The following is a 23022-nucleotide window of genomic DNA, read 5'->3' as shown; positions in this document are numbered from 1 at the left end:
GACTTTCTGTCTGATTGGCATGTTCATTTTCGGCAAGCGCCGCTAACACGTAGTTTTGTTCATCGGCGTTTACTCCATCCATGATATCGACTGTGGCAATTGCTGCACCATCAAACATAATGCGAGGTTCTAACTCTTGCAACAATGAAGGCTGAGGTTGATAGAACATCATATTATCTTTTTTATTTTTATTGGTTTTATTTGCTGAAACAAGCGTATGTAATTGGCTCTGTACGACTTTATATAATTGCTTAATCATGATAGGTTATCCTTTTTCTTTTCTTTTTAAGTCTGCATTAAGGATAGTCCATCACTAAATTTAAGAATTAAGACAATCTATAATTTAGCGGTAAGCTTTTTCGCTTTTTTTGTGAGAGTTTTGATATTATGAGAAAAACATTCCCTAGTGTCGACAAAATTAGAAAATACTATGTGTTTAACATTGGTGGAAATAAGTTAAGACTAATAGATTCAACGTCAGCATAGATACTTTTTTATGACCTTCCACTTAAGAACAGGCAAAATGGTAACTACTTTTAAAAATTTAGCTTTCCATCTTCTATGCGATAAATATAGTCCATTTCTTTAGCAAACTGCTTATCATGCGTGACGACCACAAATGCCGTTTTAAATTGTGTGCTTAATTCGTGCATAAGTCGCAAAATATTTTCAGAATTATGTGCATCTAAGTTTCCCGTTGGTTCGTCTGCCAATATACAGCTTGGCTTTGTGACCAATGCTCTTGCAATAGCAACACGTTGGCGCTCACCACCTGAAAGCGTACCGGGTTTATGCTTGACACGATGCGCTAATCCTACGGCACAAAGCATATCAATTGCAGCTTGATGGGCTTCTTTTTTAAGGATTTTCTTACGCATCATCATCGGGAGCATCACATTATCCAAAGCACTAAACTCTGGCAACAAATGATGAAGTTGATAGATAAAACCTAAATGAGTATTACGCATTAAAGCTCGCTTATTCGCCGATAGACAATCTATACGCTTTCCAGCCAGATAGACCTCTCCTTTTGTTGGTGAATCAAGACCTGCTAACATATTCAAAAGCGTTGTTTTTCCAGAACCAGATTGTCCCAAAACTGCTACTTTTTGACCATGCTTAACTGCAAAGTTAATCTCGTGCAACACCTGTGTTTGAAGCTTACCGTCTTTGTAGGTTTTATCTAAATTTCGACAGCAAATCGCGTAGTTATCTAGATTACTCATAGCGCAACGCCTCCGCAGGTTGAACGCGCGATGCGCTCCATGCTGGATACAAAGTCGCCAAAAGACTCAATAAAAGCGAAGCAATCCCAACATGGAGAATATCATTTGAAATAAGCTTGGAGGGAATAAAGTCAATTTGATAGACGCTTGGACTTAAGAATTGAACGTGAAAGACAACTTGGATCCAGTTGACAATTTCAGTCGCATTTATTGACAAAATTACACCCAAAATGACGCCAATTAAAGTCCCAATGATTCCTATTGCTAAGCCTTGAATGATAAATGTCATAATAATCTGCCTTGATGACATGCCCAAGGTGCGCATAATGGCAATATCAGAACGCTTATCAGTCACCACCATTACCAAAGATGAAAGGAGATTAAAAATTGCCACTGCGATAATCAGCATTAAAATAAAAAACATCATCGTTTTTTCCATCTGTAGAGCTTGGAAGAAGCTTTTATTTTCGTCCGTCCAGTCTCGTGCAATATAAAAGTCAGATAGTATGGAATGATTTAAAGTTTGCTTTAAAAAAGGCGCTTGGTAAATATCTTTAACACCAAGTTGTAATGCGCTCACTGCATTTCCCATTTGAAAAAGCTTGGCTGCATCTTCAATATTAACAAGTGCATAGTAACTGTCGTATTGATAGCTCACCGAAAAAATACCTGATACTTTAAATTGTTTTAAGCGTGGCATCATTCCCGCCGGTGTTAAATTGGCTTGTGGTACAATCAATGTCACCTTATCACCGACTTTTACATCAAGCGACTGTGCTAAATATTTGCCCAAGATGATATTGAATTTCCCTGATTGTAATGAATTTAACTCTCCCTGTTCCATATGATCGGCAATCGGCACAACTGAGTTTTCATACTGTGGTTCAATTCCTTGAATTGCAGCAAAAGCATTAGTGTCATTAACTGAGAGCATTCCTTGACCTTCAATAATCGGTGCTACACCTGAAATACGTTTATCTTTTTGTGTCAAGTCTTCTGAAAATGCTTGCCAATAATAGAGTTTACCGCCTGCTTGATAGACTTTAATCGGTGGAACCATCATTAAAATTCTATCCTTTATTTGCTCATCAAAACCATTCATCACCGACATAACGGTAATCAAAACAGCAACACCCAGCGCAATCCCAATAAATGAAATCGCAGAGATAATAGAGATAAACTGATTACGCTTTTTTGCTCGCAGGTAACGCAACCCAATAAATAGGGGTAATGGTCGATACATCTAGCTAAAATCCTTAAAACAAAACTCGCCGTATCATAGCATAATTCTGCTTGATCAAATATTTTAAAAACGGGAAATTATACATAGATGCCTGACGATGTCTTACTTTCACATAGCGAATACTACACTATCATCAGCGCTCAGTTGTTTCACTTCTGAGTTCGGAATGGATTCAGGTGGGACCAACTTGCTATTATCGTCAAGCAAGCGGCATTTTAACTACTGCCATGACGAATGTCCATTATTTTTTTAACTGATTTTTTGGATTTCTCTATTATCATTCAAAAACAGAAGCTATTAAGTAAGCTTTGATTGTATTAGGCAAATGTTTGGAATTAAGCACGCTTTGCTTTATAGATTGCGGTATATTTTCTTGTAATATACCATTGTTGCGCAATACTGATCACATTGTTGGTTAACCAATACAATACTAAACCTGATGGGAAAGAAGCAAAGAAAACTGTAAAGATAACAGGCATCAACATCATGATTCTAGCTTGCATTGGATCGGCTGAAGTTGGGCTAATTTTTTGCTGCACAAACATCGAAATACCCATTAGAATTGGCAAAATAAAGTATGGATCTTTCGATGCCAAGTCATGTAGCCAGAAAACAAATGGTGCTTGACGCAATTGCACACTTTCCAATAACACCCAATAAAGTGCAATGAATACTGGAATTTGAATCAGAATAGGTAAACAACCACTTGCTGGATTGACCTTTTCTTCTTTATACATCTCCATCATTTTGCGACCAAGCTTTTGGCGATCTCCTTTATAAAGCTCTTGTAACTTCTTCATGCGTGGTTGAAGCATACGCATTTTTGCCATAGATTTATAGCTTTTAGCAGATAATGGATAAAACAGCAGTTTGATTAAAACAGTAACAAGGATAATTGCGACACCCCAGTTATTAACAACATTATGGATAAGAGTCATAAGCCAGAAGATAATAACTGAAATAAAAGACAGCATCCCATAGTCAACAAGCTTATCTAAACCATCGGGTCTATTTGCACCAAAGTCCTTAACCATTCCTTCAAGGTTCTTAGTAATGGTTGGTCCAGTATATAGAATATTGGTATTTTCTATGCTTTGACTACTTTCAACAACGACGGGTTGAGTTTTCACACCTGATTGATAAGTGTTAGTTGCGAGTTTATTTGCATAAACGTTAAAGCTTGTATTTGGATTGTTAGGCAGCCATAAGCTTACAAAATAATGCTGAATCATTGCTGCCCAGCCTTTGTTGGTAGTCACCCCTACTGCTTGAGTTGATTTAGCAAGATCGCTAAACGATTCTTTTTGAAAAGGTTTTTGATTTGAAGATAATCCTACGCCTTGGAAAGAATAAGAATGCGCATCGAACAAGCTAAAACTATGGCTTTCTGGTATGACTTCACGAGTTATTTCATTATCAAAAGTGATACTTACTGGTACGTTTGTGGTATTTTTAATGCTTTGTTTAACAGTGATTGCATATGCCGTATCGTCAATAATGTATTGGCGAACAACTTCAATACCTTGTGTTTGTGCGCTTAAAGTTACGATTGTTTCAGTAGTCTTTTTGTCAACGCTGTGTTGAGTGAAGATTATTTTTTGTGGTTGATTGTTAATGTAAATAATACTTTGTGCAATGTATTTACTGCCAGTTTTATTGTTTAAAAGCGGCATTGGGCTTTTATCGGTTAGGCTCACATCGTAGTCTTTTAAAGCAGCATTGATAATTGCGCCATTTAGCGGACTAATTTCTAAATTAGCAAAAACTTTGGTATCGAGTGAAATAGGTTTAATGTTATCACTATTGAAGTCTTGCTTAGTTGCATCAACTGTTACAACAGGTTGTTTCGTATCACTTGCCGTAGTTGACATTTGTTGTGAGCTTGTTTGAGATTGATTTTGAGGCGTTAGCGTTTGTTTTGGTGAAAACATTTCTTCCCAACGCGCCATAAGTGACATAAAAATCACAACAATAAGCGCTATTAAGAATATTCTTATATAGTTTGACTTCATGAGTTTAAACCTTTTCTTTCTTTGGTACTGGATCATATCCGCCTTGACAGGCTGGGTGGCATTTTATCAGCCTTTTTGTAATTAGCCAAAGCCCAATCAGTAAACCATGCAATTTAATTGCTTCTAGTGCATATTGCGAACAACTAGGGTAAAAACGACAACGCATCCCTAATAAGGGGCTAATAAATATCTGGTAGCTACGAATAAGTACAATAAAAGGTAGTGCTATAATTGTGCGTATTGTGCGAGAAAACTGTTGATAGAACACCATAAATCTTCCTTCGTTGCTGCATCTGCATGTTGGCTTACAATGACGATTAACATTGTGTTGGTAAATTTAGCTTTGTTATGACGAAACATTTCCTTATTTAAGCGTCGGCATAAATTGCGTTTAACTGCTGTTTTTACTTTCTTTTTACCAGCGATAATACCGATGCTTGTGCTAAGGTCTTCGCCTTGAGCGATAAGATAAGAAAAATGTTTGGTATGAATTTTTTGGCAGATGCGTGAAAAGCCAAGATTAAATCGCTTGGCATTTAATATGTTTTCTTTTTTAAGTGCATTAAGCGGCAAGCTTATGTCTGCCTTTAGCACGCCTATTACGCAATACTTTTTGACCACTTAAAGTTTTCATGCGCGCACGAAAGCCATGCGTTCTTTTTCTTTTTAAGTTGCTTGGTTGAAACGTTCTTTTCATATTTATTATCCTCGTTTAGATTATTTAAAATTAAAGTATAAAAGTATGTAATGCTATTTGTGCAAAGCGCAGATTCTAAGCGAAAAAAAATTATTGGTCAATAAAATACCCATCATTCCAATAAAAATTCACTGAGTTTTCTTTAATCAGTCATGACTAAAATTATTTCTTTATTTTGTCATTTAAACGGTTAAGATGTTGGTTATCAATGAATTACAAATTTAAACTGTTTGCTTTATGTCTATTCATAAAATAAAAGGCTATGTTATCTTAATTGTGTTGTTTAGCGCATTCTTATTGTTTTACAAATATATCATGCAAGTTTTTCCAGGACTTATCGCCAATGATATTATGTCATCCTTTAGTATTTCGGCTTCCGAAGCCGGCTCGCTTGTTGCGATTACCTTTTGGACAATTGTCATTACGCAATTATTTTCTGGCGTTATTTTGGATCGATTTGGTTTTAGACTCATTAGCGCCTTGTCATTGATGACTTCGGCTTGTGGTCTTTTACTTTTTGTCTATGCCGCAGATATTAGCAACTTACCGTTAGCTTATATTGGTCGGATCATGATTGGTGTGGGTATTTCTTTTGCAACCGTCAGTTACATCAAAGCAACTTCGGTATGGTTTTCACCTAAGCAATTTGCCTTTGTTGCAAGTTTTCTAGCAACTGCTGCCATGTTAGGTGCCATTGTGGGTCAAGCGCCGCTATCTTATTTAATTAGCTCCACTGGATCGTGGCATAAGGCTCTTGCCATTTGTGCTTGTATTGGTATTGTTGGTGCAATTTTATATTTTCTGATTGTTCGTGATCATAACCCAAAGCAAAAAGTATTATTTTCTGAAGGCGTAAGCTTAAAATGGTCTTCGATTAAAACTGTACTCACTAATCGTGATAATTGGTTACTTACACTTTATTCTGGCTTAAGCTTTACTGCAATTGATGCTTTTGCCGGTCTATGGGGAAATAATTATTTCAAAGAGCAATATCAAGTCTCAACCGAATATGCAGCAGGAATAATTTCGATGATTTTCTTGGGCATGGCGATTGGTTCTCCTATCATTGGTAAGCTTTCTGAGAACTTTAATACCAAAAAGTTAATGCTAAGCTTTCACGTTGTTGCAACTATTAGTCTTGCGATTGTGTTGACTTTTAAAACCTCACCTCTAATTTCATCCATTTGTTTGTTTGTATTTGGTTTTTGCTTAGGTATATATATGCTAACTTTTGCCATTGGTAGACGCATCAACTCACTTGCTGTTACTGCAACAGTCGCAGCGCTTATCAATACAGGTGAGCCTGTGTTAGGTGCAATCTTCGACCCACTGATTGGATACTTCTTAGAGTTGACATGGACGGGTGATTATATCAACAGTACAGGTCAAGTCATCCATTATGCTCAAGGCATGGTACCTGTTAATGCCGTTAAGCATTTTGCGGTTTCCTCTTATCATATGGCGTTCTCCATCCTTACCTTGAGTATGGTATTAGCCTTTATCTTATTGTGTTTTGTCAAAGATAAAGACAATGAATTTGAACAAACAGTTTAATTGTTTATATGAGCCTTATTGATCGTTATCAAGAATACATTACAATACAAAACTTCCAACAAGATAGTCTTCAATTGCAAGCAATAGAGAAACTGGAAAGCATTGGGAACATTTTAAATAATGTAAACCAAAAAAACAGGTGGTCATTGTTTAGAAAAAAAGTGCAATCAGTCAAAGGGTTATATATGTGGGGAGGTGTTGGGCGTGGTAAAACTTTTATTATGGATTTGTTTTATGAGTCTCTCATCTTATCGTCTAAGCGCCGCCAGCATTTCAATCACTTCATGAAAGAAGTTCACACCTTATTAAAACAATTTCAAGGTCAGAAGAATCCGCTTTATGAGACTGCCAAGGACATTGCCAAACAATCAAAAGTCATCTGTTTCGATGAATTTTTTGTTGAAGATATTGCCGATGCTATGATCTTAGGCAATCTTTTTAAAATGCTTTTTAGTCTTGATGTCACCCTTGTTACTACTTCGAATATTCCGCCTGAAAGGCTTTATCAAGGAGGATTGCAACGCGAACTTTTCTTGCCTGCAATAAACGCACTTACTGAACATGTGGAAGTGTTCAATCTCGATTCAGGAGTAGATTATCGCCAACAAATCTTGCAAAGTGTACAACGTTATTTTTATCCACTTACTCAGGGAACAAGTACCTTAACTTTACTATTCAAAAAACAGGCATCTTCCTTCGCAATCTATGACACTGAAATTATTCTTGAAGATCGCTTGGTCAGGGTCAAAGCAGTCGATGAACAAATGATTTGGTTTGATTTTTTTGCCATTTGTGGTGATACACGTGGTGTCAATGACTACATCGCACTTGCTAAGCGTTTTGATTATATTTTTATCAGTGAGATGCCTATTTTGACGACAAAGTTTGAAAGCGAAACAAGGCGTTTTATCGCTATGATTGATGAATTTTATGATGAAGGAAAGTATGTGATTATCTCAGCAGATAGGCATTTCGATGACATATATCAAGGTGAACGTTTAAAGTTTGAGTTTCAACGTACGAAAAGCCGCTTGCAGGCAATGCAAAGTGATGATTATTTCAAGCGTTAAAGGCAAGACGCATATGTCTTACCATATTTATTTTTGCTCTAAATGATCGAATTTCACAGGTGAGGTTTGAAGTAAATTTAAAACTTCTTCATCACTGATTTGATCAAAGCGTTGATACCATTGTCCAACGCCGTAAAAAGGTTCTGGGGTAACTAAACAAACGGATTCATCGACTAATGAAGTAATTTCTTGAAAACTACTATGACTTGCGACAGGTGTTGCGATAACTAATTTTTTAGGGTTTGAAGTTTTTAACGCTTGAATGGCAGCTTTAAAGGTAGCGCCTGTAGCAATACCATCATCAACTAAAATAATAGTTTTGTTATTTAATTTAAGTAATGGTTTCCCCTGACGATAACGTTGTAAGCGTCGAGCCAATTCTTGTTGTTCTTTTTGCAACACGTGTTGAATCTGTTTTTCACTAATATTAAGGTGTTGGATTAACTCTTGATTGAGGATACGAACGTTACCTTCAGAAACAGCACCCATAGCGAGTTCTTCCTGTCCAGGGATACCTAATTTTCTGACAAGAACAACACTCATTGGCACATGCAATATATTTGCAATTTCAAACGCAACGGGGACTCCTCCACGAGGCAAAGCTAAAACCAAAACATCCTTTTTGTTTTGGTAACTTAATAATTTTTCAGCTAATTGTTGTCCTGCATCGGCACGGTTTTTAAAAACTCTCATCGGGAATGCCCTTGATAACCTTATTGGTTTAACTTCAGATGGATAATGTTATGAAGGCTTTCAGGCTCGCACAATGAGCGATAGGTGACATCTTACGATAAACACCAAATTTATAAGTCATCTTTCGGTGCAATAGGCGATTCATTAAACATATCGTTAAAATTAACTTCTCGTATATACTGCTTATAACTATTATCAAGTCGACTATTAGCAAGAAAGACCTGTTGCATACCAATAGCAGTTTCTATTAGATTTTCTTCCTTTTGGTGTTTTTCTTCTATTGTAATAAAGAAGTCATTGTGGTTGAGGAAGTTAAGGTAGCTCAGTACAAAATTCATTGGCATCGCTTTTTTTAAAAGCCATTTAAAACTTCGATGTACAGAATTTTGTTCTTCAATTTTACCCGTCTTTTCTTTTTCTTTTAAAAAATAATCAGACAAATTGAAGAGTAGGTTTAAATAGTTTATATGATAATAATTTAACATTAATTGAGGAGAGATCCTTACGTCTAGTAGTCTTAATTGGTAACGGGTTATTTGTTTATTAAGCAATAGATTTAAAAGAACATATGGGCTATTTAAAATATGGACTAAAAGGGAGCGATTATAGATCGACTCTAAGTCTTGTTCCCCTTCATTAAGTAATAAACGAACAAGAGGATCATAGTTATCAGTTGATATGTGAGCACTATCCGAGCCATTACTCACATATTTATTTAATTTACGCCATGTCTCAGGGTTGCTCATTATTGAGTCTAACCTTTTCTCATTAAAGTTTTCATATCTCAACCTTTTTATATCATGCATACCATAGTCTGAGCATAACTGTTCTCCTTGCTTTATCGTATCTATTGCCACCATCACCCCCCTGATAGCACCCTTATATAATACGTCAATCTTTGTTACATTTGGGGTACAGTCATTTATATATGAAGCAATACCCCTAATCTTGTTTCCATTTTGATAAGCATACGAATACTCTCTGCTTGAATCTTCAGTCTCGTACTCAGTCAATGAGCTGGATTTACCAGGATATTCCAGAATTACCTCACCAGGAGATATATCCTGCAACGCAAAACTACCTTTGATTTTTGTATTGGAATGAGTGGTGTAGAAAGTTTCTATCGTTGTATATTCCCTCTCGTCTTTAAATAAATGCTCTAACTTTGGTTGCATTTTTTTTCTTTGTTTTTTATTCGGTAAAAATAAACAGATATTGTGATTTATACAAATTTCCTTGAGCGATTCGTTATTTAACTTTAGTTGATAATTTAACCCAAAATTTTTAGATAGCACATTATTTAAATCATAAATTATATTAGTATAATTACTATGCCAGCTATCAATAATATCAGAACATGATTTTTTAATGTGATTACTATAAAGTACACCATCTTCTACCTGACCAATTTTTGAAGTATCAATAAAAACTAAATTTCTAATATCTTCTGGCGTTGCCCCTGTTATATCTTCAATTGCATCAGCATCTAATCTTATTAAATTTAAAATTTCTTCATAGAGTTTATGTTTTGGAAATAGTGCTGCTATATGCAACATTGTGATTTCCGAATACCCTCGATCTAAAATCATTTTTTTTATATCGTGCGTTGACACATGGCATATGTCTTTCTTCTCTAAGGCGTTCTCAAAGTTCGATATTATTACATTAGGGTCATTGGAGCGTATAAGATTTATGTGAGTACATTTTTCATATAATGAAAACAGCTGACGCTCATATTTTTCTACTATGACTTTAAATTTTGAATTGTTTTGTTCCTTGCATCCATAATCGAAGATAGTTGAGTTATCAAGGCTCAAGTCATTAGAATTTGCATATTTGACTAAAGATATAAAAAAAAGAGAAACAAAAAAGATCAAACGACCAAAATTCTGCATAAAGTTCACCTTATATTTCTGTTGGAAAGTCTTGCCGAGCAAGCAGAAAATTGAAGTTAACAGAATTTTGCGCAAGAAAATATCTATCTTATGTATCAAGCTGTATGTAGTAGATTACAAATTAGGAATCGTTAGGGAATGTAAACGTAAGCTTGTTTACACCATGTGTTAGGGTGAGGCGATGGCTATATATGATATTGCTCAATCAATTGATCACGCTTTTGTTTTAAGGCATCACTCATTCCAACTTTATATAAATGCGGGTTTGTTGTTCGTTTATATTCTGATGGCAGTTGTGCCAAACGCTGACGACAATATTGTGCAATCATATTTAAATCTTGCTGTTTTGATAAAACCTTCCCTTGCTGCATTACTTTATGTAATAAAGGTTCTTTTGCAATACCATCAATATTCAAATGCTTGAAAGCTTCAAATGGGTGATGCATTTGGGTAATCGATTTTTCATCAAAAAACGTTATAACATCACCACCATAAAACTGGTTGTTATGATCCAGAAGACGGTATACTTGTTTATGTCCTGGCAAAGTGGTTTTTGTGATGCTTTCAGAAATCTTAATACATAGACGATCATCAATTTGTGCCAATTTATAAACACCATCTAAAGCAGCATCTGGGTAACCAATTGCCAAAGACGTCCCAATGCCAAAACTATCAATAGGTGCATCTTGTTCGATTAAGCTTTTCACAACAGATTCATCTAACTGATTAGATACGGTAATACCAACATATTGCAAGTCTTCGGTATCAAGCATGTGCCTTGCTTTTTTTGATAAATATGCTAAATCACCGCTGTCCAAACGAATACCCTTTAGTCTTAACCCCTGGCTTTCCATTTCTTTGGCAACTGTAATTGCATTGGGAATTCCACTTTTTAATGTATTATAGGTATCTACCAATAAAGTGGTGTTGTGAGGAAAACTTTTTGCATATTGACGAAAAGCTTCGAGCTCATTTTCATAGCTTTGAATAAACGAATGCGCCATTGTCCCAGCAACGGGAATATTATGTACTCGACTTGCTTGAACGTTGCTTGTAGCATCAAATCCCCCAATAATTGCGGCGCGTGATGCAAAAAAACCACCAGGACCTTGAGCACGTCGAAGACCAAATTCAAGTAGCCGTTTATCCTTGGCAACTTGGCGTATTCTACTTGCTTTCGTTGCAATCAAGGTTTGAAAATTTAAGACGTTTAAAAGGATTGTTTCAACGATTTGGGCTTCAATAATATTCGCACAAACTGTTAAAATTGGCTGATTGGGAAAAACAATATCTCCTTCTTGGAATGAGTAGATATCTCCTTGAAAACTGAAATCTTGTAAATAATTTAAAAAATGCTGATTAAAACCTTGTCTTTGTAAAAATATCAAATCTTGTTCGGTAAAGAGAAAACCATCCAATATCTCCAATAAGCTTTGTAATCCGGCAAATATAGCATAACCACCATTAAAGGGATGTTTACGAAAAAAATAATCAAAAGTGGCAGTTTGAAACTTTCTACCTTCTAAAAAATAGCATTGCGCCATTGTCAATTGATAAAAATCGGTATAAGTTGCACTAAATTTGAACATTTGGATTCTCCTTTCTCAAAAGCTATTTGAACAACAAGTTAATTAAAATAACTCTATATGCTCCATATATCCATAGATTTCATGTCTAATAAATTCAAAAAATACCCTCTTGAGTTTCAAAGCATGTAACAAAGGAATCATTCATCTATAATAACGTCTTAATCTTAATTTGATAATGATATTGATAGTTATAGAGGTGCACAACTGAATATAAATCTTGTTGATTTTGATAATCAATCTTCATGACCAGCTGAGTACCAATATAGAATAAGCGTCTGTTGGGTTCAACCTCAAGAGTTATGTGGCTATCAGCAAGCATGGTTTTTAATACATTTGTTGGAGCATAAGTAAAAATAAAATCAATTAGACTTTGCTTAACTCCCATATCGGCATGTGGCATCGGTAAGCTACTACTTTCAATGGTTTTACCATCATATAACAATGAAAATATCGACCCTCCCCAACCAGCTGCTGCAACCAAAACGATTTTATTGCGTGCTACTTCAACTTGCACTTCTGTTATATAGGATTCTGCTTTGCCTTTAATGCTGTACGTTGCACTTAGAATTTGAGTTGCAGTGAAATCTAAATCCAGCATCTGTGGCGTTGGTAGCGTAATCCATTGGTTTTTAAACACTTCTACTCTAGGTGTGTTAATTGCACGTGTTTTAAATAGGGTACAAGCAGTTAATGATAAGATACAAACCATAAGTAAAATCAAGCGTAATTGGCGCCATGTAGTCATCAATATACTCCTTCTTCACCTGGCGGGCGCGACTTATAACGCCTATGTTGCCATAGATATTGGTCTGGAAACTCACAAATTGCTTTTTCTAAGATCTGGTGATAACGAAGCGCATCTTGATAATCGTCACCTGAAGGGAAATTTTCAAGCACAGGCAATACATAAATGTCATAACCTGAGAAATCTACTTTACGTGTATAATAACAGGGGATAACCTTAGCAGATGTTTTTTCTGCAAGCCACGAGGTTGCAACTAAAGTCGAACAAGTCTTGCTAAAAAATGGCACAAATATACTACGCTCAGCGCCAAAATCTTGATCTGGGGCATACCACACCGAAGCATTGCGCTTAAGCATCTTAACGATTGAGACAACATTTTTGCGCTGTAAACATTGTGTTACATACTTCTCACGCGCTGTTGTCATCGTATGCTCAAAAAGTGTATTTTTATGCTTTTGGTATACCAAATAAAAAGGAGAGTAGTTTTCCCCAATGTATCGCCCAATGATTTCCATACAAGTAAAATGTGAGCCCAGCATCAATGCCCCTTTTCTAGGATCATTATGCACGTTTTCAAAATGTTCCATACCATGTGTATCAATTTTGATCTTTTGAAATTGATGCTTAGGCATAAACCAGGCAATCATCGTTTCAATCCCAGAAACCGCAATCGAATCAAAGCATTTTTTACACAATACAGTAAGTTCATGTGTACTTTTATTTGGAAATGCAATTTTAAGGTTAATCATCGTAATATGTTTACGTCGCCTTAAAAAGGGATATATCATTCGCCCAAGGCGCACACCAAAACGCATTTGCCAGCGATAGGGTAATCGCACAAACAACCGCGCGAATAAGAAAAATAATTGTAAGCCCCAATATTTAGGAGCGTAAAAATGTGACTTTTCAGTCATATCATTTCCTTCAACCAAAGAAAGTGTGATCAAGGTTGTGCCATACTAACAAGGTATTTTTGTAAAATCACTTTTTGCTTAAACTACAAAATAAAAAAGGCCGCATCAGCGACCTTTTAATATATCTAAACTAATCAGTCAGATTAGAAGTAAACAGTTGCATCCAACATAATTGTGTTGAAGCTACCCACTTTGGTACCTGTTGATTTACCAGACATATAGTTATAAGAACCACCAAGCCAAACAGTGTCGACAATGTTATAACGCGTACCAAGTTCTAATTGATATAAGTTATTGTCAGAGTTTTGTGCTACTTGACTATAAGATACATAAGGCACCATGTCTTTACCAGCAACAGGTATCGTGTAAGAAGAGTCTAAGCTCCACGCTTTAACCGTACAATTAGATGCACCCGCTGTTGTACCGCCAAAAGTAATTAACGTTGGAAGTGCATTAATAGCAAACGCTGTTGCCCCTGCTGTATCAGGATGAGATGCAACGCCAGGAATGGTATTAGAACCAAATGCAGTCTTATTCATACCATGAACGCCAGAAGTTGTTACTAAAAACTCACCATTAACTGCAAGACCTTGGATGTTGAAACCAGCGTTAAAATCTAATGCACCCACCATTTTGTTATTTGCACCAGTTGGATTACCAGAGAAACCTGTTGCATTAATATAACCCGCACCTGCATAGTAGCCTAAGTTACCTGCTTTACCGTTATATGAAGCATTAATTGCAAAATCATTAATTTGTTGTGCACTTGATGCTTGAGAGTTCATCATTGCAGTGCCTTTACCATTCATTAAAGTAGCAACAACGTCTAAACCATTCATAGTAAAACCAGCACCGACTTGACCACCATAAGCCATAAAGTAAGCACGGGTTAAGGTTGGCATAAAGTTAGTGACTGAATCAAATTTACCAAATTCAACTACTTTTTTACCACCAAATGCGTAGAATGGAGACTTAGACAAGTTACCAAAAATAAAATAAGCACTTGGCAATATTACACTACTACTAGCAGCATTATTAACTTGAATATCAGCAAAACCACTTACCCAATCACCAATAGTTGATGTAAATGCTAAATCAGCATAAGGCATTTTAATTTCAGTTTTACTGTTATTGTTTGAATTAGGGGCACTTGAAGTATTCTGATATTGCGCGTAAATCTCACCTTTTCCACCAATATAGATAGCGTTAGAGGCTAGATCACCTGATTGACGTGCATTCAAAATATTCAATACAGAACCAGTTACCTGCTGGTTGTTTAGCATTTGTTGCGCATATTGCGCATCTGTACGAACGTTAACGATACCGCCACCGTTTTGTACTTGATCATTCATTGAACCAGCTGCAAAAGCTGAAGCGCTTGCAGTTGCAGCAACCGCTGCTACGATCATCTTAAGTTTCATTAGTTTCTCCTCAACTGTTTTAAAACTTATTTTTATTAAATTTTTATTCCTTTTCTCGCGGTATTCTAACCGTCTTAAAAACTACACCCCGACAAAGGTAACACTTTATTTTAAATTTTCAAGCAATTCATATCATTTTTTAATAAAAATTACAAAGATTCTGCATTTTCTGCCAAATAACTGGCAACGCCCTCAGGTGATGCACTCATCCCTTTATCACCTTCCTTCCAACCAGCAGGGCAAACTTCACCATGCTTTTCATAGAATTGGAGTGCTTTGACCATACGTATTAATTCATCCATATTGCGACCAAGTGGAAGGTCATTCACTACTTGATGTCTAACTACACCTTCTTTGTCAATTAAAAAAGTACCACGGAAAGCAACAGCAGCTTCGGGATGCTCAACACCATAGGCTTTAACAATGCTATGATCAACATCAGCAACCATTGTATAGTTAACCGCACCAATACCACCTTGGTTGATTGGGGTATTGCGCCAAGCGTTGTGAGTAAATTGAGAATCAATCGACACTGCAAATACTTCCACACCTAATTTTTTAAGCTCATCAACACGTTTATCTAAAGCAATAAGCTCAGATGGACAAACAAATGTGAAATCCAATGGGTAAAATACAACGGCGGCATATTTGTCATTACGCGCCTTACTAAACTCAAGAGCATTGACGATTTCACCTGAAGCCAATACGGCTGCTGCTGTAAATTCTGGCGCTTTGCGCCCTACTAAAACACTCATTTCTTTCTCCTTGTTTTCGTATGCCATGTATAGTTAAGCTTTATTTCAGCCTATAAGTAAGCTCAAGGCTTATATACAGGTCATGGCAAATAAAGTTATTGAATCAAATTCAGTGCGCAAAAGTTTGCTAAAGCTTGATAATTATGTCAATAATGGTACAGCAAAATTTATCAAAATCTGTGAGAAATACCATGATCTACATCCATCCCAAAACTCAAGCACTTATTTTTGACTGCGATGGCACCATTGCCGATAGCATGATTATTCATAACGAAGCATGGCATACTATTGCCAAACGGCACCAATTTAATTTAAGTACGGATGAGCTTACCCACTATAATGGCATTCCGACGTTACAAATCTTAAAAAAGCTCACCTCACACATAGATCAAACACGTTTTGATCTACATAAACTTGCGCATGAAAAAGAGAGCCTTGCTGAACAAAGTATCAACAAAGTCATTCCAATCACTCCAATAGTTGATCTTATAAAAAGGTACCACGGTAAACTACCAATGGTTGTCATTTCAGGAGGATCATGTCAAAACGTTCTTAAAACGCTTGATACACTAAACATAAAAAATTTATTCGAGTTCATTATTACCGCAGATGATGACCACCCTACCAAAGAATACCCTGAAGCCTTTACTTTAATAGCTGACAGGCTTGGTGTTGAATGTGATAAGTGTCATGTTTTTGAGGATGGTAAACCAGGATTAATTAATGCCGTTAAAGCCAATATGATGGTCACGGATATGCGGACGATTTACCCTTAATTTTCTATTGGCAAATCATCTTTCGCATTTAACTCATAAAATGCTGCCACCATCACCATGACGATGAACGCTAAGCTAAAAGCATCAATAAAGATAATTACGACATGATTAATACCAAAACTAACGCCATCGCCAATTGCAGCAAATAGCGCATAAACTACGTATTTAATTAGCAATATGGCAACTATAATAAATCCCAATTGCAGCGCATATAATACGTTGCTACCTAGCAAGCGAAAATTTTCACGAAAGCTCATCCACACACCGACATTACCGAGTAAAACAGTGGGTAATAATATAAGCGTGAAGCTCGTTACCAACCAAAATCCAAATATGCTTAAAAAGCTAGCTAAAAACCACAGAAATCCATTTAAAATGCAAACAAGCAAAAACAAACCGAAACGCTTTCTAAATATTGCAAAGGCATTTTTCATAAGCTCAGGTTTTATGACACCTTCTTTAAAATACTCTCCTCCAATACAAATCAACAATCCATAAACACACATTGTGATAAACATCGAACTTAAACCCAACAGTGCTAATACTTCGGCATCAGGTAGTGTGGCTGGGATTTGCCCACTTTGCATATAAGCATGGATAATTTCTCCAACGCCAGCGTTTAGTGCATAAAGCTTAAAATATTCAGCAATAACCGCACTGACAAGCGCAAATATGAAGCATACTTTCAATGTAGAGCGGTACAAATTCCATGCAACATTAAGTGTATTCATAATTGCACCTCTATTTCTCATATCAATAATTCCTGCAAAGCCATTTGACCTAAAAATTTTATTGTGGCAGATTAATCAAATCTATAGTTTATAGCAATCCTTAGATAGCAGGAATTTAGCATGGATTTATCTGAACGTGTCAAAGATCATTTTAGTCATTCAATTCAAACCAGCATCCTAATTGCCGATAGTCTAGCTGACGCTATTGCACATGCAGGTCAAATGCTGGTTTCAACCATTGTAAATGGAAAAAAAGTCCTTACCTGTGGCAATGGTGGCACAGCGGCTTTAGCTAACTACTTTAGCACTCAGCTGATCCACCGTTTTTTGATGGAGCGCCCTGCACTGCCTGCAATTTCACTTGCGTCTAATAGCACAGTTTTAAGTGCCATTGCCAATGATCAAGCTTACAAGTCGATTTTTGCTCAGCAAATCAGTGCACTAGGGCAGGCTGAAGACGTTTTGCTATGTATTACTACGAGTGGCAACGCGGAAAACATTATTGAAGCAATTAAGATTGCACATGAAAAAAATATGCATATCATTAGCTTAACCGGCAAAGATGGTGGTAAACTACGCCACATGTATCAGCCCAGTGATGTTGAAATTCGCATCCCCTCCGATAAGACGACTTGTATTCACGAAGGACAGCTAATCGTTATTAACTGCCTATGTGATACCCTTGATCGCGGACTTTTTGGAGTATAAAAAAACATAAATAGATAGATTAAACGATGCAAAATAGATTACTTATTTCAGTTTGTTTACTAAGCGTCTTGGCGTTTTCGGGGTGTAGTATTTTCAGTCCTTATACCCCACCAATACAACAAGGAAAGATCTTGCCACAAAATGTAATGCAGCAGATCAAGCCAGGTATGACACCCGAACAGATCAAATACATCTTGGGCTCACCTGATATTATTGATCCATTTGACCAAAATCAATGGAATTATATTTATAGTTACCAACAATCGTATGATGCACCACGCAATGACAAACAACTTATTTTGACTTTTAAAGACAATAAATTGATTAGCGTCAGTGGTGATTATTCCCCTCCTGGAACTATTTATGTGAGTAACTAACGGTTTTTACCAGTTTGTTATAAAAATTCATAAATAACTAAAGGTGTTGTAAAGAACCCAAATCATATATAAATAACCCAAATCGTATATAAGCAATCAACAACGAATAACACTAATACCGCAATCGAAAACCTGTTAACTGAAAAAACCAATCGTAATGATGCACACGTTGAACCTAGTTCAAATATTCGTAAAACTGATAAAACAATTGCCGCAATCAAAATAGAAGGTAATCCAAAGTATAGACCAAACCAAGTAAGCGGAATCCATGCACTTAACGCTCCAATTACGGTGTAATAAACAAAATAAACAGCAAAAATTCGAATTTTTTCCATTTTTATTCCCCCTATCTTTTAGGTGGATTCTTTTAAAGTTTGTTGCAAAGTTGCTTAGAGTATTTAGGGCTCAAATAAAAAAGTCTTGCTGTTGTTTGACAGCAAGACTTTTCGAGACTTCCTTCAACTAAATATTTAAACCGTTTCAACTGTCCAGCCAGTTACTTGTTGCAGAATTTTACCCATTTCAGCTGGCGATTTACTCACTGCAACACCTGCTGCCTCTAATGCAGCAAATTTCTCAGCGGCTGTACCTTTACCACCAGAGATAATCGCACCAGCATGCCCCATACGTTTACCAGCAGGAGCAGTAACACCTGCAATATAAGATACCACAGGCTTGGTAACATGGTGCTTGATATATTCAGCTGCTTCTTCTTCTGCTGAACCACCGATTTCACCAACCATGATAATTGCTTCAGTTTGTGGATCGTTTTGGAACATTGCTAGCGCATCAATAAAGTTTGTACCAGGGATAGGGTCACCACCTATTCCGATACAAGTTGACTGACCAAAACCAAGCGCGGTAGTTTGATTTACGGCTTCATAAGTCAATGTGCCGGAGCGAGAAACAATCCCCACTTTACCTGGCTTATGAATATTGCCTGGCATAATACCAATTTTACATTCACCTGGTGTGATCACACCAGGACAATTTGGACCGATTAAACGTGACCCTGAGCGTTCTAGGTAGACTTTTGTTTTAAGCATATCCATAACTGGAATGCCTTCTGTAATACAAACGATAAGTTTAATGCCTGCATCTGCAGCTTCTATGATAGAATCCTTACAGAAAGGCGCTGGCACATAAATAACAGTTGCATCTGGTTGCACTACGTCAACAGCTTCTTGTACGGTGTTAAATACTGGCAAACCTAGATGGATTGTTCCACCTTTACCTGGAGTTACACCGCCCACCATTTTTGTCCCATAAGCAATTGCTTGATCAGAATGGAAAGTACCTTGCTTACCTGTGAAGCCTTGGCAAATAACTTTTGTGTTTTTATTAACTAATACGCTCATACGTGAGTTACCTCTTTAACTGCTTCGATGATTTTCTTCGCACCATCTGTAAAACCTGTAGCTGCAATGATATTCAAGCCACTTTCTTTTAATTTTTTTGCACCTAGCTGTGCGTTTGTTCCTGCCAAACGGACAACCACAGGTACTTTTACCCCTACTTCTTCAACAGCAGCTATAATGCCTTCTGCGATCATGTCACAACGAACAATCCCACCGAAAATATTAACAAAAACACCTTTAACTGCTGAATCAGACAGGATGATTTTAAATGCCTCAGCTACACGTTCTTTGGTTGCACCCCCGCCAACATCTAAGAAGTTAGCAGGACGTCCACCATGAAGTTTAACAATATCCATTGTTGCCATCGCCAAGCCCGCACCATTAACCATGCAACCGATGTCACCATCTAGTGCCACATAGTTAAGCTCCCATGCAGCTGCACGCGCTTCACGCTCATCTTCTTGAGACAGATCGCGCCATTCCGCTAATTGCGGTTGGCGATATAAGGCATTGTTATCAACCGATACTTTTGCATCTAAACAATGAAGGTTAGCTTCATTTGTAATAACAAGTGGGTTAATTTCTAAAAGCTCTAAATCTCTTTCTTGGAACATCTTGGCAAGACCTAAAAAAATCTTAACAAACTGCTTGATTTGATTGCCGTCAAGACCAAGCTTAAATGCAAGCTTGCGACCTTGATATGGTTGTGCACCGACAAGCGGATCGACGATCTCTTTGAAAATTTTATGAGGTGCGTGAGCAGCAACTTCTTCAATCTCAACGCCGCCTTCAGTTGAAGCCATAAAAATAATGCGACGTGTACCACGATCAACCACGGCACTTAGATATAATTCTTTGGCGATATCGGTGCAACTTTCGATAAGAACCTTGCTGACGGGTTGACCTTTTTCATCAGTTTGAAAAGTAACAAGGCGAGTTCTCATCATGCGTTTTACAAAGTTTGCAACATCTTCTTTGTTAGAAACAAGCTTCACACCACCTGCCTTACCACGACCACCAGCATGAACCTGTGCTTTAACCACCCAAGTATCACCACCAATTTTATCAACAGCAACCAACGCTTCTTCAACACTTTCTACCGCATAACCCTTAGAAACGGGTAAGCCATATTCAGCAAAAAGCTGTTTTGCTTGATACTCATGTAAATTCATATCTTTCTCACTATTTTTACTATTATGGTTTGTTTAACAATATTTTTGCGCGTTTATTCACACAAAGGGCAAAACATGGGCAAGTATACCTTATAATCGATTTGGGGTTAAGCAGCAATTGGCAAAGTTTTTTTATGGTCTCCAAATCAATAATAATTTTCCTATTTCGAACTGGCTTTTAAGCGTATCCAAATTTAAAGCAATTGACGAAGAGTAAAAAGAGTTTTTGAGATGGAATACATTTATTTTTTAACCGTCAACGGATTTTTGGTAGACAAATGCGCATAAGCCTTGTCAATAAAACGATAGGGTAAATCTGGATCTCGATGCTTGGGAATCCCTAAGCGCGTAGTTTGAATGATCTCATTAGGTGTGTAACCAACGTCAACGATATAAAAAACATCATCGAATTGTTGTTGATCCCAGTCGCACACTTTCAGGTTCAAAGCCTTACACAACAGGGTTTGACCAGATAATAAACGCTTAGTTTGACGTGGTTTACCACCTCTTAATGGATTTAGTTTAAGCATACATTGCAACATAACCGAAGTATCTTCTCTGTCATCCAAAAAAGCCACAGCCGATTTTATTAACACGGCATTACCTTTACCTGCTGCCGATATATTAAATGAATCTCCACCTCTGGCATAGTACATATAGATCGTACCAGCCGGCATGAACAAGGCTTTACGCTTTTCTGTATAACCCAATGAGGCATGACTTGCTTTATCTTCTAGTTCATAGCTTTCAGTTTCAATGATTTGTGCTTTAAGCCATATACCTTGATGATAACGGTAGATTACTTTCCCCAACAATCTCTTTGCCAATGTAATGGCATCTTTATCAAAAAACGTTTTATCCAATTTTTGCATTTATTCATCTTGGTTTGTATATATTAAAATCTGTTTCACATATGGCTACGAGCGTCTGCATAAACTCGAATGATGCATTATCCAGTAGATAAATAATCCCCAAATGCCACTGATTAATACGGTAATCACCCATGCAAAATTAGGCAGCATTTGTGGGGTAACGTTATGCTTTGTGAAATTATTCAAATCACGAATCACTGCAAGTGTACAAACAAGATGGACAATAACAGTAAAGGCTGCAATCAAATAGTAAATATTCTGAAAAAGATTCGTGATTGCTTGATGGAGGTAATCCATTAATACTCCTTAAAAAATAAATTCTGCTTTTTTATCAACTTTTTTGTTTTGGTTTTCTTCGTGATGTTTGCTGATAATATCAACAACCTCATCTATTGAGTCTGTTGTAAGCAAAAGATTGGGATCGTTTTCGCCAATCACGCCTTCCTCAATAAGCTTAGTATTTACCCAGTCCAATAATCCTTTCCAAAAACGAGTGTTAAATAGAATAATTGGCATATGGCGTTTTTTCTTGGTTTGCACGAGCGTTGCAATATCAAAGAGCTCATCAAGTGTGCCAAAACCACCAGGCATGCTAATGTAGGCCATTGAATGTTTAACAAACATTGCTTTGCGTGTGAAGAAATAGCGATAATGAAGTGAGATGTCTTGATGTTGGTTCGGAATTTGTTCAAACGGTAATTGAATGTTTAAACCTATGCTTACTCCTTCCCCCCTTGAGGCACCGATATTACCAGCAGCCATAATCCCGTGTCCGCCGCCAGTAATAATACTAAAACCTTTGTCTGAGAGCCTGCGTGCAATTTCCTCAGCATCGCGAAAATGCTTGGAAGAGCTAGGCAAGCGCGCAGAACCAAAGATGCTAACAGCAGGTTGTATGTCATCTAAGCGTTCATATCCCTCAACAAGTTCTGACATGACTTTAAAAATATTCCATGTGGCTCGCGATTGATCAAAGTGAACGTTACCATAAGTCGTGGCCTCAGTATGCGCACGTGGGTGTAATGTTTTTCGTGTTTTATTCATTTTCTTTCTTTTAGTTTCTGTTGTTTTTGCTTTTAGATGATTCACAATTACTATGGAGTAAGTCAGTGGGTATGGTAACACAATCTAGCATTCATGCTATGTTAGTTGCTGCAGCAAATGATAAATTATTGCATAATAAATAGGTGTATCGGTTTGTTAATTAAAAATTA

The 23022-nt window shown here is 36.9% G+C and carries 27 protein-coding genes and 1 rRNA gene; 6 read left to right on the top strand and 22 right to left on the bottom strand.

Annotated elements, in window-relative coordinates; all coding sequences use genetic code 11:
* The coding region (locus M1V25_RS08220) for a hypothetical protein (protein WP_498842964.1) at window positions 1–259 on the bottom strand (259 nt) is incomplete at its 3' end.
* A gap of 125 nt (window positions 260–384) precedes the next feature.
* Here M1V25_RS08220 and M1V25_RS08215 point away from each other — a divergent pair.
* Window positions 385–486 (top strand): type II toxin-antitoxin system HigB family toxin, encoded by a 102-nt coding sequence (locus M1V25_RS08215; RefSeq protein ID WP_420810631.1) that lies wholly within the window; start codon window positions 385–387, stop codon window positions 484–486.
* A 50-nt stretch (window positions 487–536) separates the two neighbouring features.
* On the opposite strand, the gene lolD is transcribed toward M1V25_RS08215, so the two are convergent.
* The 7 genes from lolD to rpmH all read right to left on the bottom strand — a co-directional run bounded on the left by lolD (window position 537) and on the right by rpmH (window position 5178).
* The gene (gene lolD / locus M1V25_RS08210) at window positions 537–1226 is read right to left on the bottom strand and encodes a lipoprotein-releasing ABC transporter ATP-binding protein LolD (protein WP_116964447.1); all 690 of its coding nucleotides are present in this window, start codon (window positions 1224–1226) and stop codon (window positions 537–539) included.
* The gene (locus M1V25_RS08205) at window positions 1219–2469 is read right to left on the bottom strand and encodes a lipoprotein-releasing ABC transporter permease subunit (protein WP_116964446.1); all 1251 of its coding nucleotides are present in this window, start codon (window positions 2467–2469) and stop codon (window positions 1219–1221) included. Before M1V25_RS08205 ends, lolD begins: the two co-directional genes overlap by 8 nt.
* 89 nt (window positions 2470–2558) lie before the next feature.
* Window positions 2559–2673: ribosomal RNA gene (gene rrf, locus M1V25_RS08200) — 5S ribosomal RNA — on the bottom strand.
* A 131-nt stretch (window positions 2674–2804) separates the two neighbouring features.
* Window positions 2805–4481, bottom strand: coding sequence for a membrane protein insertase YidC (gene yidC, locus M1V25_RS08195; protein ID WP_498842963.1), 1677 nt, complete (start codon window positions 4479–4481; stop codon window positions 2805–2807).
* A gap of 4 nt (window positions 4482–4485) precedes the next feature.
* Entirely contained in the window at window positions 4486–4752 is a 267-nt protein-coding gene (gene yidD, locus M1V25_RS08190; protein ID WP_116964444.1) for a membrane protein insertion efficiency factor YidD, read from the bottom strand.
* The gene (rnpA, locus tag M1V25_RS08185; protein WP_498842962.1) at window positions 4707–5054 is read right to left on the bottom strand and encodes a ribonuclease P protein component; all 348 of its coding nucleotides are present in this window, start codon (window positions 5052–5054) and stop codon (window positions 4707–4709) included. Before rnpA ends, yidD begins: the two co-directional genes overlap by 46 nt.
* Complete coding sequence (gene rpmH / locus M1V25_RS08180) at window positions 5044–5178, bottom strand: 50S ribosomal protein L34 (protein WP_116964442.1); 135 nt, start codon at window positions 5176–5178, stop codon at window positions 5044–5046. Before rpmH ends, rnpA begins: the two co-directional genes overlap by 11 nt.
* Window positions 5179–5415: 237 nt before the next feature.
* Between rpmH and M1V25_RS08175 the strand changes: the two genes are divergently transcribed.
* Window positions 5416–6732 carry an MFS transporter gene (locus M1V25_RS08175; RefSeq protein ID WP_116964441.1) on the top strand — a complete coding sequence of 439 codons (1317 nt, stop codon included), beginning with the start codon at window positions 5416–5418 and terminating at the stop codon, window positions 6730–6732.
* An 8-nt stretch (window positions 6733–6740) separates the two neighbouring features.
* Window positions 6741–7802 carry a cell division protein ZapE gene (zapE, locus tag M1V25_RS08170; RefSeq protein ID WP_116964440.1) on the top strand — a complete coding sequence of 354 codons (1062 nt, stop codon included), beginning with the start codon at window positions 6741–6743 and terminating at the stop codon, window positions 7800–7802.
* 27 nt (window positions 7803–7829) lie between these two features.
* Here zapE and M1V25_RS08165 read toward each other — a convergent pair whose 3' ends face one another.
* From M1V25_RS08165 to M1V25_RS08135, 7 genes are all read right to left on the bottom strand, one after another.
* A complete protein-coding gene (locus M1V25_RS08165; protein WP_116964439.1) occupies window positions 7830–8495 on the bottom strand; it encodes a phosphoribosyltransferase in 666 nt (221 codons plus the stop codon).
* Window positions 8496–8605: 110 nt separating this feature from the next.
* The gene (locus M1V25_RS08160) at window positions 8606–10390 is read right to left on the bottom strand and encodes an SET domain-containing protein (protein ID WP_116964438.1); all 1785 of its coding nucleotides are present in this window, start codon (window positions 10388–10390) and stop codon (window positions 8606–8608) included.
* 185 nt (window positions 10391–10575) lie between these two features.
* Complete coding sequence (locus tag M1V25_RS08155) at window positions 10576–11979, bottom strand: nicotinate phosphoribosyltransferase (RefSeq protein ID WP_498842961.1); 1404 nt, start codon at window positions 11977–11979, stop codon at window positions 10576–10578.
* Window positions 11980–12124: 145 nt separating this feature from the next.
* Complete coding sequence (locus M1V25_RS08150) at window positions 12125–12724, bottom strand: DUF3261 domain-containing protein (protein ID WP_116964436.1); 600 nt, start codon at window positions 12722–12724, stop codon at window positions 12125–12127.
* Window positions 12724–13638 (bottom strand): lysophospholipid acyltransferase family protein, encoded by a 915-nt coding sequence (locus M1V25_RS08145; protein WP_116964435.1) that lies wholly within the window; start codon window positions 13636–13638, stop codon window positions 12724–12726. Before M1V25_RS08145 ends, M1V25_RS08150 begins: the two co-directional genes overlap by 1 nt.
* Window positions 13639–13781: 143 nt before the next feature.
* The gene (locus tag M1V25_RS08140; protein WP_498842960.1) at window positions 13782–15059 is read right to left on the bottom strand and encodes an LbtU family siderophore porin; all 1278 of its coding nucleotides are present in this window, start codon (window positions 15057–15059) and stop codon (window positions 13782–13784) included.
* A 149-nt stretch (window positions 15060–15208) separates the two neighbouring features.
* Window positions 15209–15814 carry a peroxiredoxin gene (locus M1V25_RS08135; RefSeq protein WP_116964433.1) on the bottom strand — a complete coding sequence of 202 codons (606 nt, stop codon included), beginning with the start codon at window positions 15812–15814 and terminating at the stop codon, window positions 15209–15211.
* A 143-nt stretch (window positions 15815–15957) separates the two neighbouring features.
* Here M1V25_RS08135 and M1V25_RS08130 point away from each other — a divergent pair, with 143 nt between their 5' ends.
* Complete coding sequence (locus M1V25_RS08130; protein ID WP_116964432.1) at window positions 15958–16590, top strand: HAD family hydrolase; 633 nt, start codon at window positions 15958–15960, stop codon at window positions 16588–16590.
* Here the strand turns inward: M1V25_RS08130 and M1V25_RS08125 are convergent.
* Window positions 16587–17321, bottom strand: a complete 735-nt coding sequence (locus tag M1V25_RS08125; protein ID WP_157966649.1) for a hypothetical protein — start codon at window positions 17319–17321, stop codon at window positions 16587–16589. The genes M1V25_RS08130 and M1V25_RS08125 overlap by 4 nt on opposite strands.
* A gap of 120 nt (window positions 17322–17441) precedes the next feature.
* Between M1V25_RS08125 and M1V25_RS08120 the strand changes: the two genes are divergently transcribed.
* Both M1V25_RS08120 and M1V25_RS08115 read left to right on the top strand, forming a co-directional pair.
* Window positions 17442–18029, top strand: coding sequence for a D-sedoheptulose-7-phosphate isomerase (locus tag M1V25_RS08120; protein WP_116964430.1), 588 nt, complete (start codon window positions 17442–17444; stop codon window positions 18027–18029).
* A gap of 26 nt (window positions 18030–18055) precedes the next feature.
* Window positions 18056–18406, top strand: coding sequence for an outer membrane protein assembly factor BamE (locus M1V25_RS08115; protein ID WP_116964429.1), 351 nt, complete (start codon window positions 18056–18058; stop codon window positions 18404–18406).
* A gap of 62 nt (window positions 18407–18468) precedes the next feature.
* On the opposite strand, the gene M1V25_RS08110 is transcribed toward M1V25_RS08115, so the two are convergent.
* The 6 genes from M1V25_RS08110 to M1V25_RS08085 form a co-directional block, all read right to left on the bottom strand.
* Window positions 18469–18741, bottom strand: coding sequence for a hypothetical protein (locus M1V25_RS08110; protein ID WP_116964428.1), 273 nt, complete (start codon window positions 18739–18741; stop codon window positions 18469–18471).
* A 135-nt stretch (window positions 18742–18876) separates the two neighbouring features.
* Window positions 18877–19764, bottom strand: coding sequence for a succinate--CoA ligase subunit alpha (sucD, locus tag M1V25_RS08105; RefSeq protein WP_116964427.1), 888 nt, complete (start codon window positions 19762–19764; stop codon window positions 18877–18879).
* A complete protein-coding gene (sucC, locus tag M1V25_RS08100; RefSeq protein WP_116964426.1) occupies window positions 19761–20936 on the bottom strand; it encodes an ADP-forming succinate--CoA ligase subunit beta in 1176 nt (391 codons plus the stop codon). The genes sucD and sucC overlap by 4 nt, the downstream gene beginning before the upstream one ends.
* Before the next feature lie 242 nt (window positions 20937–21178).
* The gene (locus M1V25_RS08095) at window positions 21179–21808 is read right to left on the bottom strand and encodes a DNA-3-methyladenine glycosylase (RefSeq protein WP_498842959.1); all 630 of its coding nucleotides are present in this window, start codon (window positions 21806–21808) and stop codon (window positions 21179–21181) included.
* 45 nt (window positions 21809–21853) lie between these two features.
* Window positions 21854–22105 carry a hypothetical protein gene (locus tag M1V25_RS08090; RefSeq protein ID WP_116964425.1) on the bottom strand — a complete coding sequence of 84 codons (252 nt, stop codon included), beginning with the start codon at window positions 22103–22105 and terminating at the stop codon, window positions 21854–21856.
* Window positions 22106–22114: 9 nt separating this feature from the next.
* On the bottom strand, window positions 22115–22744 hold the full coding sequence (locus M1V25_RS08085; RefSeq protein WP_116964451.1) for an LOG family protein: 630 nt from the start codon (window positions 22742–22744) through the stop codon (window positions 22115–22117).
* Between the last annotated feature and the right edge of the window lie 278 nt (window positions 22745–23022).

It is taken from the genome of Candidatus Nebulibacter yamunensis (assembly GCF_024208055.1).
GTDB lineage: Bacteria > Pseudomonadota > Gammaproteobacteria > Francisellales > Francisellaceae > Caedibacter > Caedibacter lacustris.
Note: the sequence above shows the minus strand (reverse complement) of the source record. Positions and strands in the feature narration are given on the sequence as shown.

Bases quoted from the DNA above. Each gene is read 5' to 3' on its own strand.
- M1V25_RS08130 (WP_116964432.1), top strand. From the start codon at position 15,958: ATGTCAATAATGGTACAGCAAAATTTATCAAAATCTGTGAGAAATACC.
- M1V25_RS08135 (WP_116964433.1), bottom strand. From the start codon at position 15,814: ATGAGTGTTTTAGTAGGGCGCAAAGCGCCAGAATTTACAGCAGCAGCC.
- M1V25_RS08160 (WP_116964438.1), bottom strand. From the start codon at position 10,390: ATGCAGAATTTTGGTCGTTTGATCTTTTTTGTTTCTCTTTTTTTTATA.
- M1V25_RS08165 (WP_116964439.1), bottom strand. From the start codon at position 8,495: ATGAGAGTTTTTAAAAACCGTGCCGATGCAGGACAACAATTAGCTGAA.
- M1V25_RS08140 (WP_498842960.1), bottom strand. From the start codon at position 15,059: ATGAAACTTAAGATGATCGTAGCAGCGGTTGCTGCAACTGCAAGCGCT.
- M1V25_RS08095 (WP_498842959.1), bottom strand. From the start codon at position 21,808: ATGCAAAAATTGGATAAAACGTTTTTTGATAAAGATGCCATTACATTG.
- sucC (WP_116964426.1), bottom strand. From the start codon at position 20,936: ATGAATTTACATGAGTATCAAGCAAAACAGCTTTTTGCTGAATATGGC.
- lolD (WP_116964447.1), bottom strand. From the start codon at position 1,226: ATGAGTAATCTAGATAACTACGCGATTTGCTGTCGAAATTTAGATAAA.
- M1V25_RS08205 (WP_116964446.1), bottom strand. From the start codon at position 2,469: ATGTATCGACCATTACCCCTATTTATTGGGTTGCGTTACCTGCGAGCA.
- sucD (WP_116964427.1), bottom strand. From the start codon at position 19,764: ATGAGCGTATTAGTTAATAAAAACACAAAAGTTATTTGCCAAGGCTTC.
- M1V25_RS08145 (WP_116964435.1), bottom strand. From the start codon at position 13,638: ATGACTGAAAAGTCACATTTTTACGCTCCTAAATATTGGGGCTTACAA.
- M1V25_RS08175 (WP_116964441.1), top strand. From the start codon at position 5,416: ATGTCTATTCATAAAATAAAAGGCTATGTTATCTTAATTGTGTTGTTT.
- yidC (WP_498842963.1), bottom strand. From the start codon at position 4,481: ATGAAGTCAAACTATATAAGAATATTCTTAATAGCGCTTATTGTTGTG.
- M1V25_RS08115 (WP_116964429.1), top strand. From the start codon at position 18,056: ATGCAAAATAGATTACTTATTTCAGTTTGTTTACTAAGCGTCTTGGCG.
- M1V25_RS08085 (WP_116964451.1), bottom strand. From the start codon at position 22,744: ATGTCAGAACTTGTTGAGGGATATGAACGCTTAGATGACATACAACCT.
- zapE (WP_116964440.1), top strand. From the start codon at position 6,741: ATGAGCCTTATTGATCGTTATCAAGAATACATTACAATACAAAACTTC.
- M1V25_RS08120 (WP_116964430.1), top strand. From the start codon at position 17,442: ATGGATTTATCTGAACGTGTCAAAGATCATTTTAGTCATTCAATTCAA.
- yidD (WP_116964444.1), bottom strand. From the start codon at position 4,752: ATGGTGTTCTATCAACAGTTTTCTCGCACAATACGCACAATTATAGCA.
- M1V25_RS08125 (WP_157966649.1), bottom strand. From the start codon at position 17,321: ATGAATACACTTAATGTTGCATGGAATTTGTACCGCTCTACATTGAAA.
- M1V25_RS08090 (WP_116964425.1), bottom strand. From the start codon at position 22,105: ATGGATTACCTCCATCAAGCAATCACGAATCTTTTTCAGAATATTTAC.
- M1V25_RS08155 (WP_498842961.1), bottom strand. From the start codon at position 11,979: ATGTTCAAATTTAGTGCAACTTATACCGATTTTTATCAATTGACAATG.
- M1V25_RS08150 (WP_116964436.1), bottom strand. From the start codon at position 12,724: ATGACTACATGGCGCCAATTACGCTTGATTTTACTTATGGTTTGTATC.
- M1V25_RS08110 (WP_116964428.1), bottom strand. From the start codon at position 18,741: ATGGAAAAAATTCGAATTTTTGCTGTTTATTTTGTTTATTACACCGTA.
- rpmH (WP_116964442.1), bottom strand. From the start codon at position 5,178: ATGAAAAGAACGTTTCAACCAAGCAACTTAAAAAGAAAAAGAACGCAT.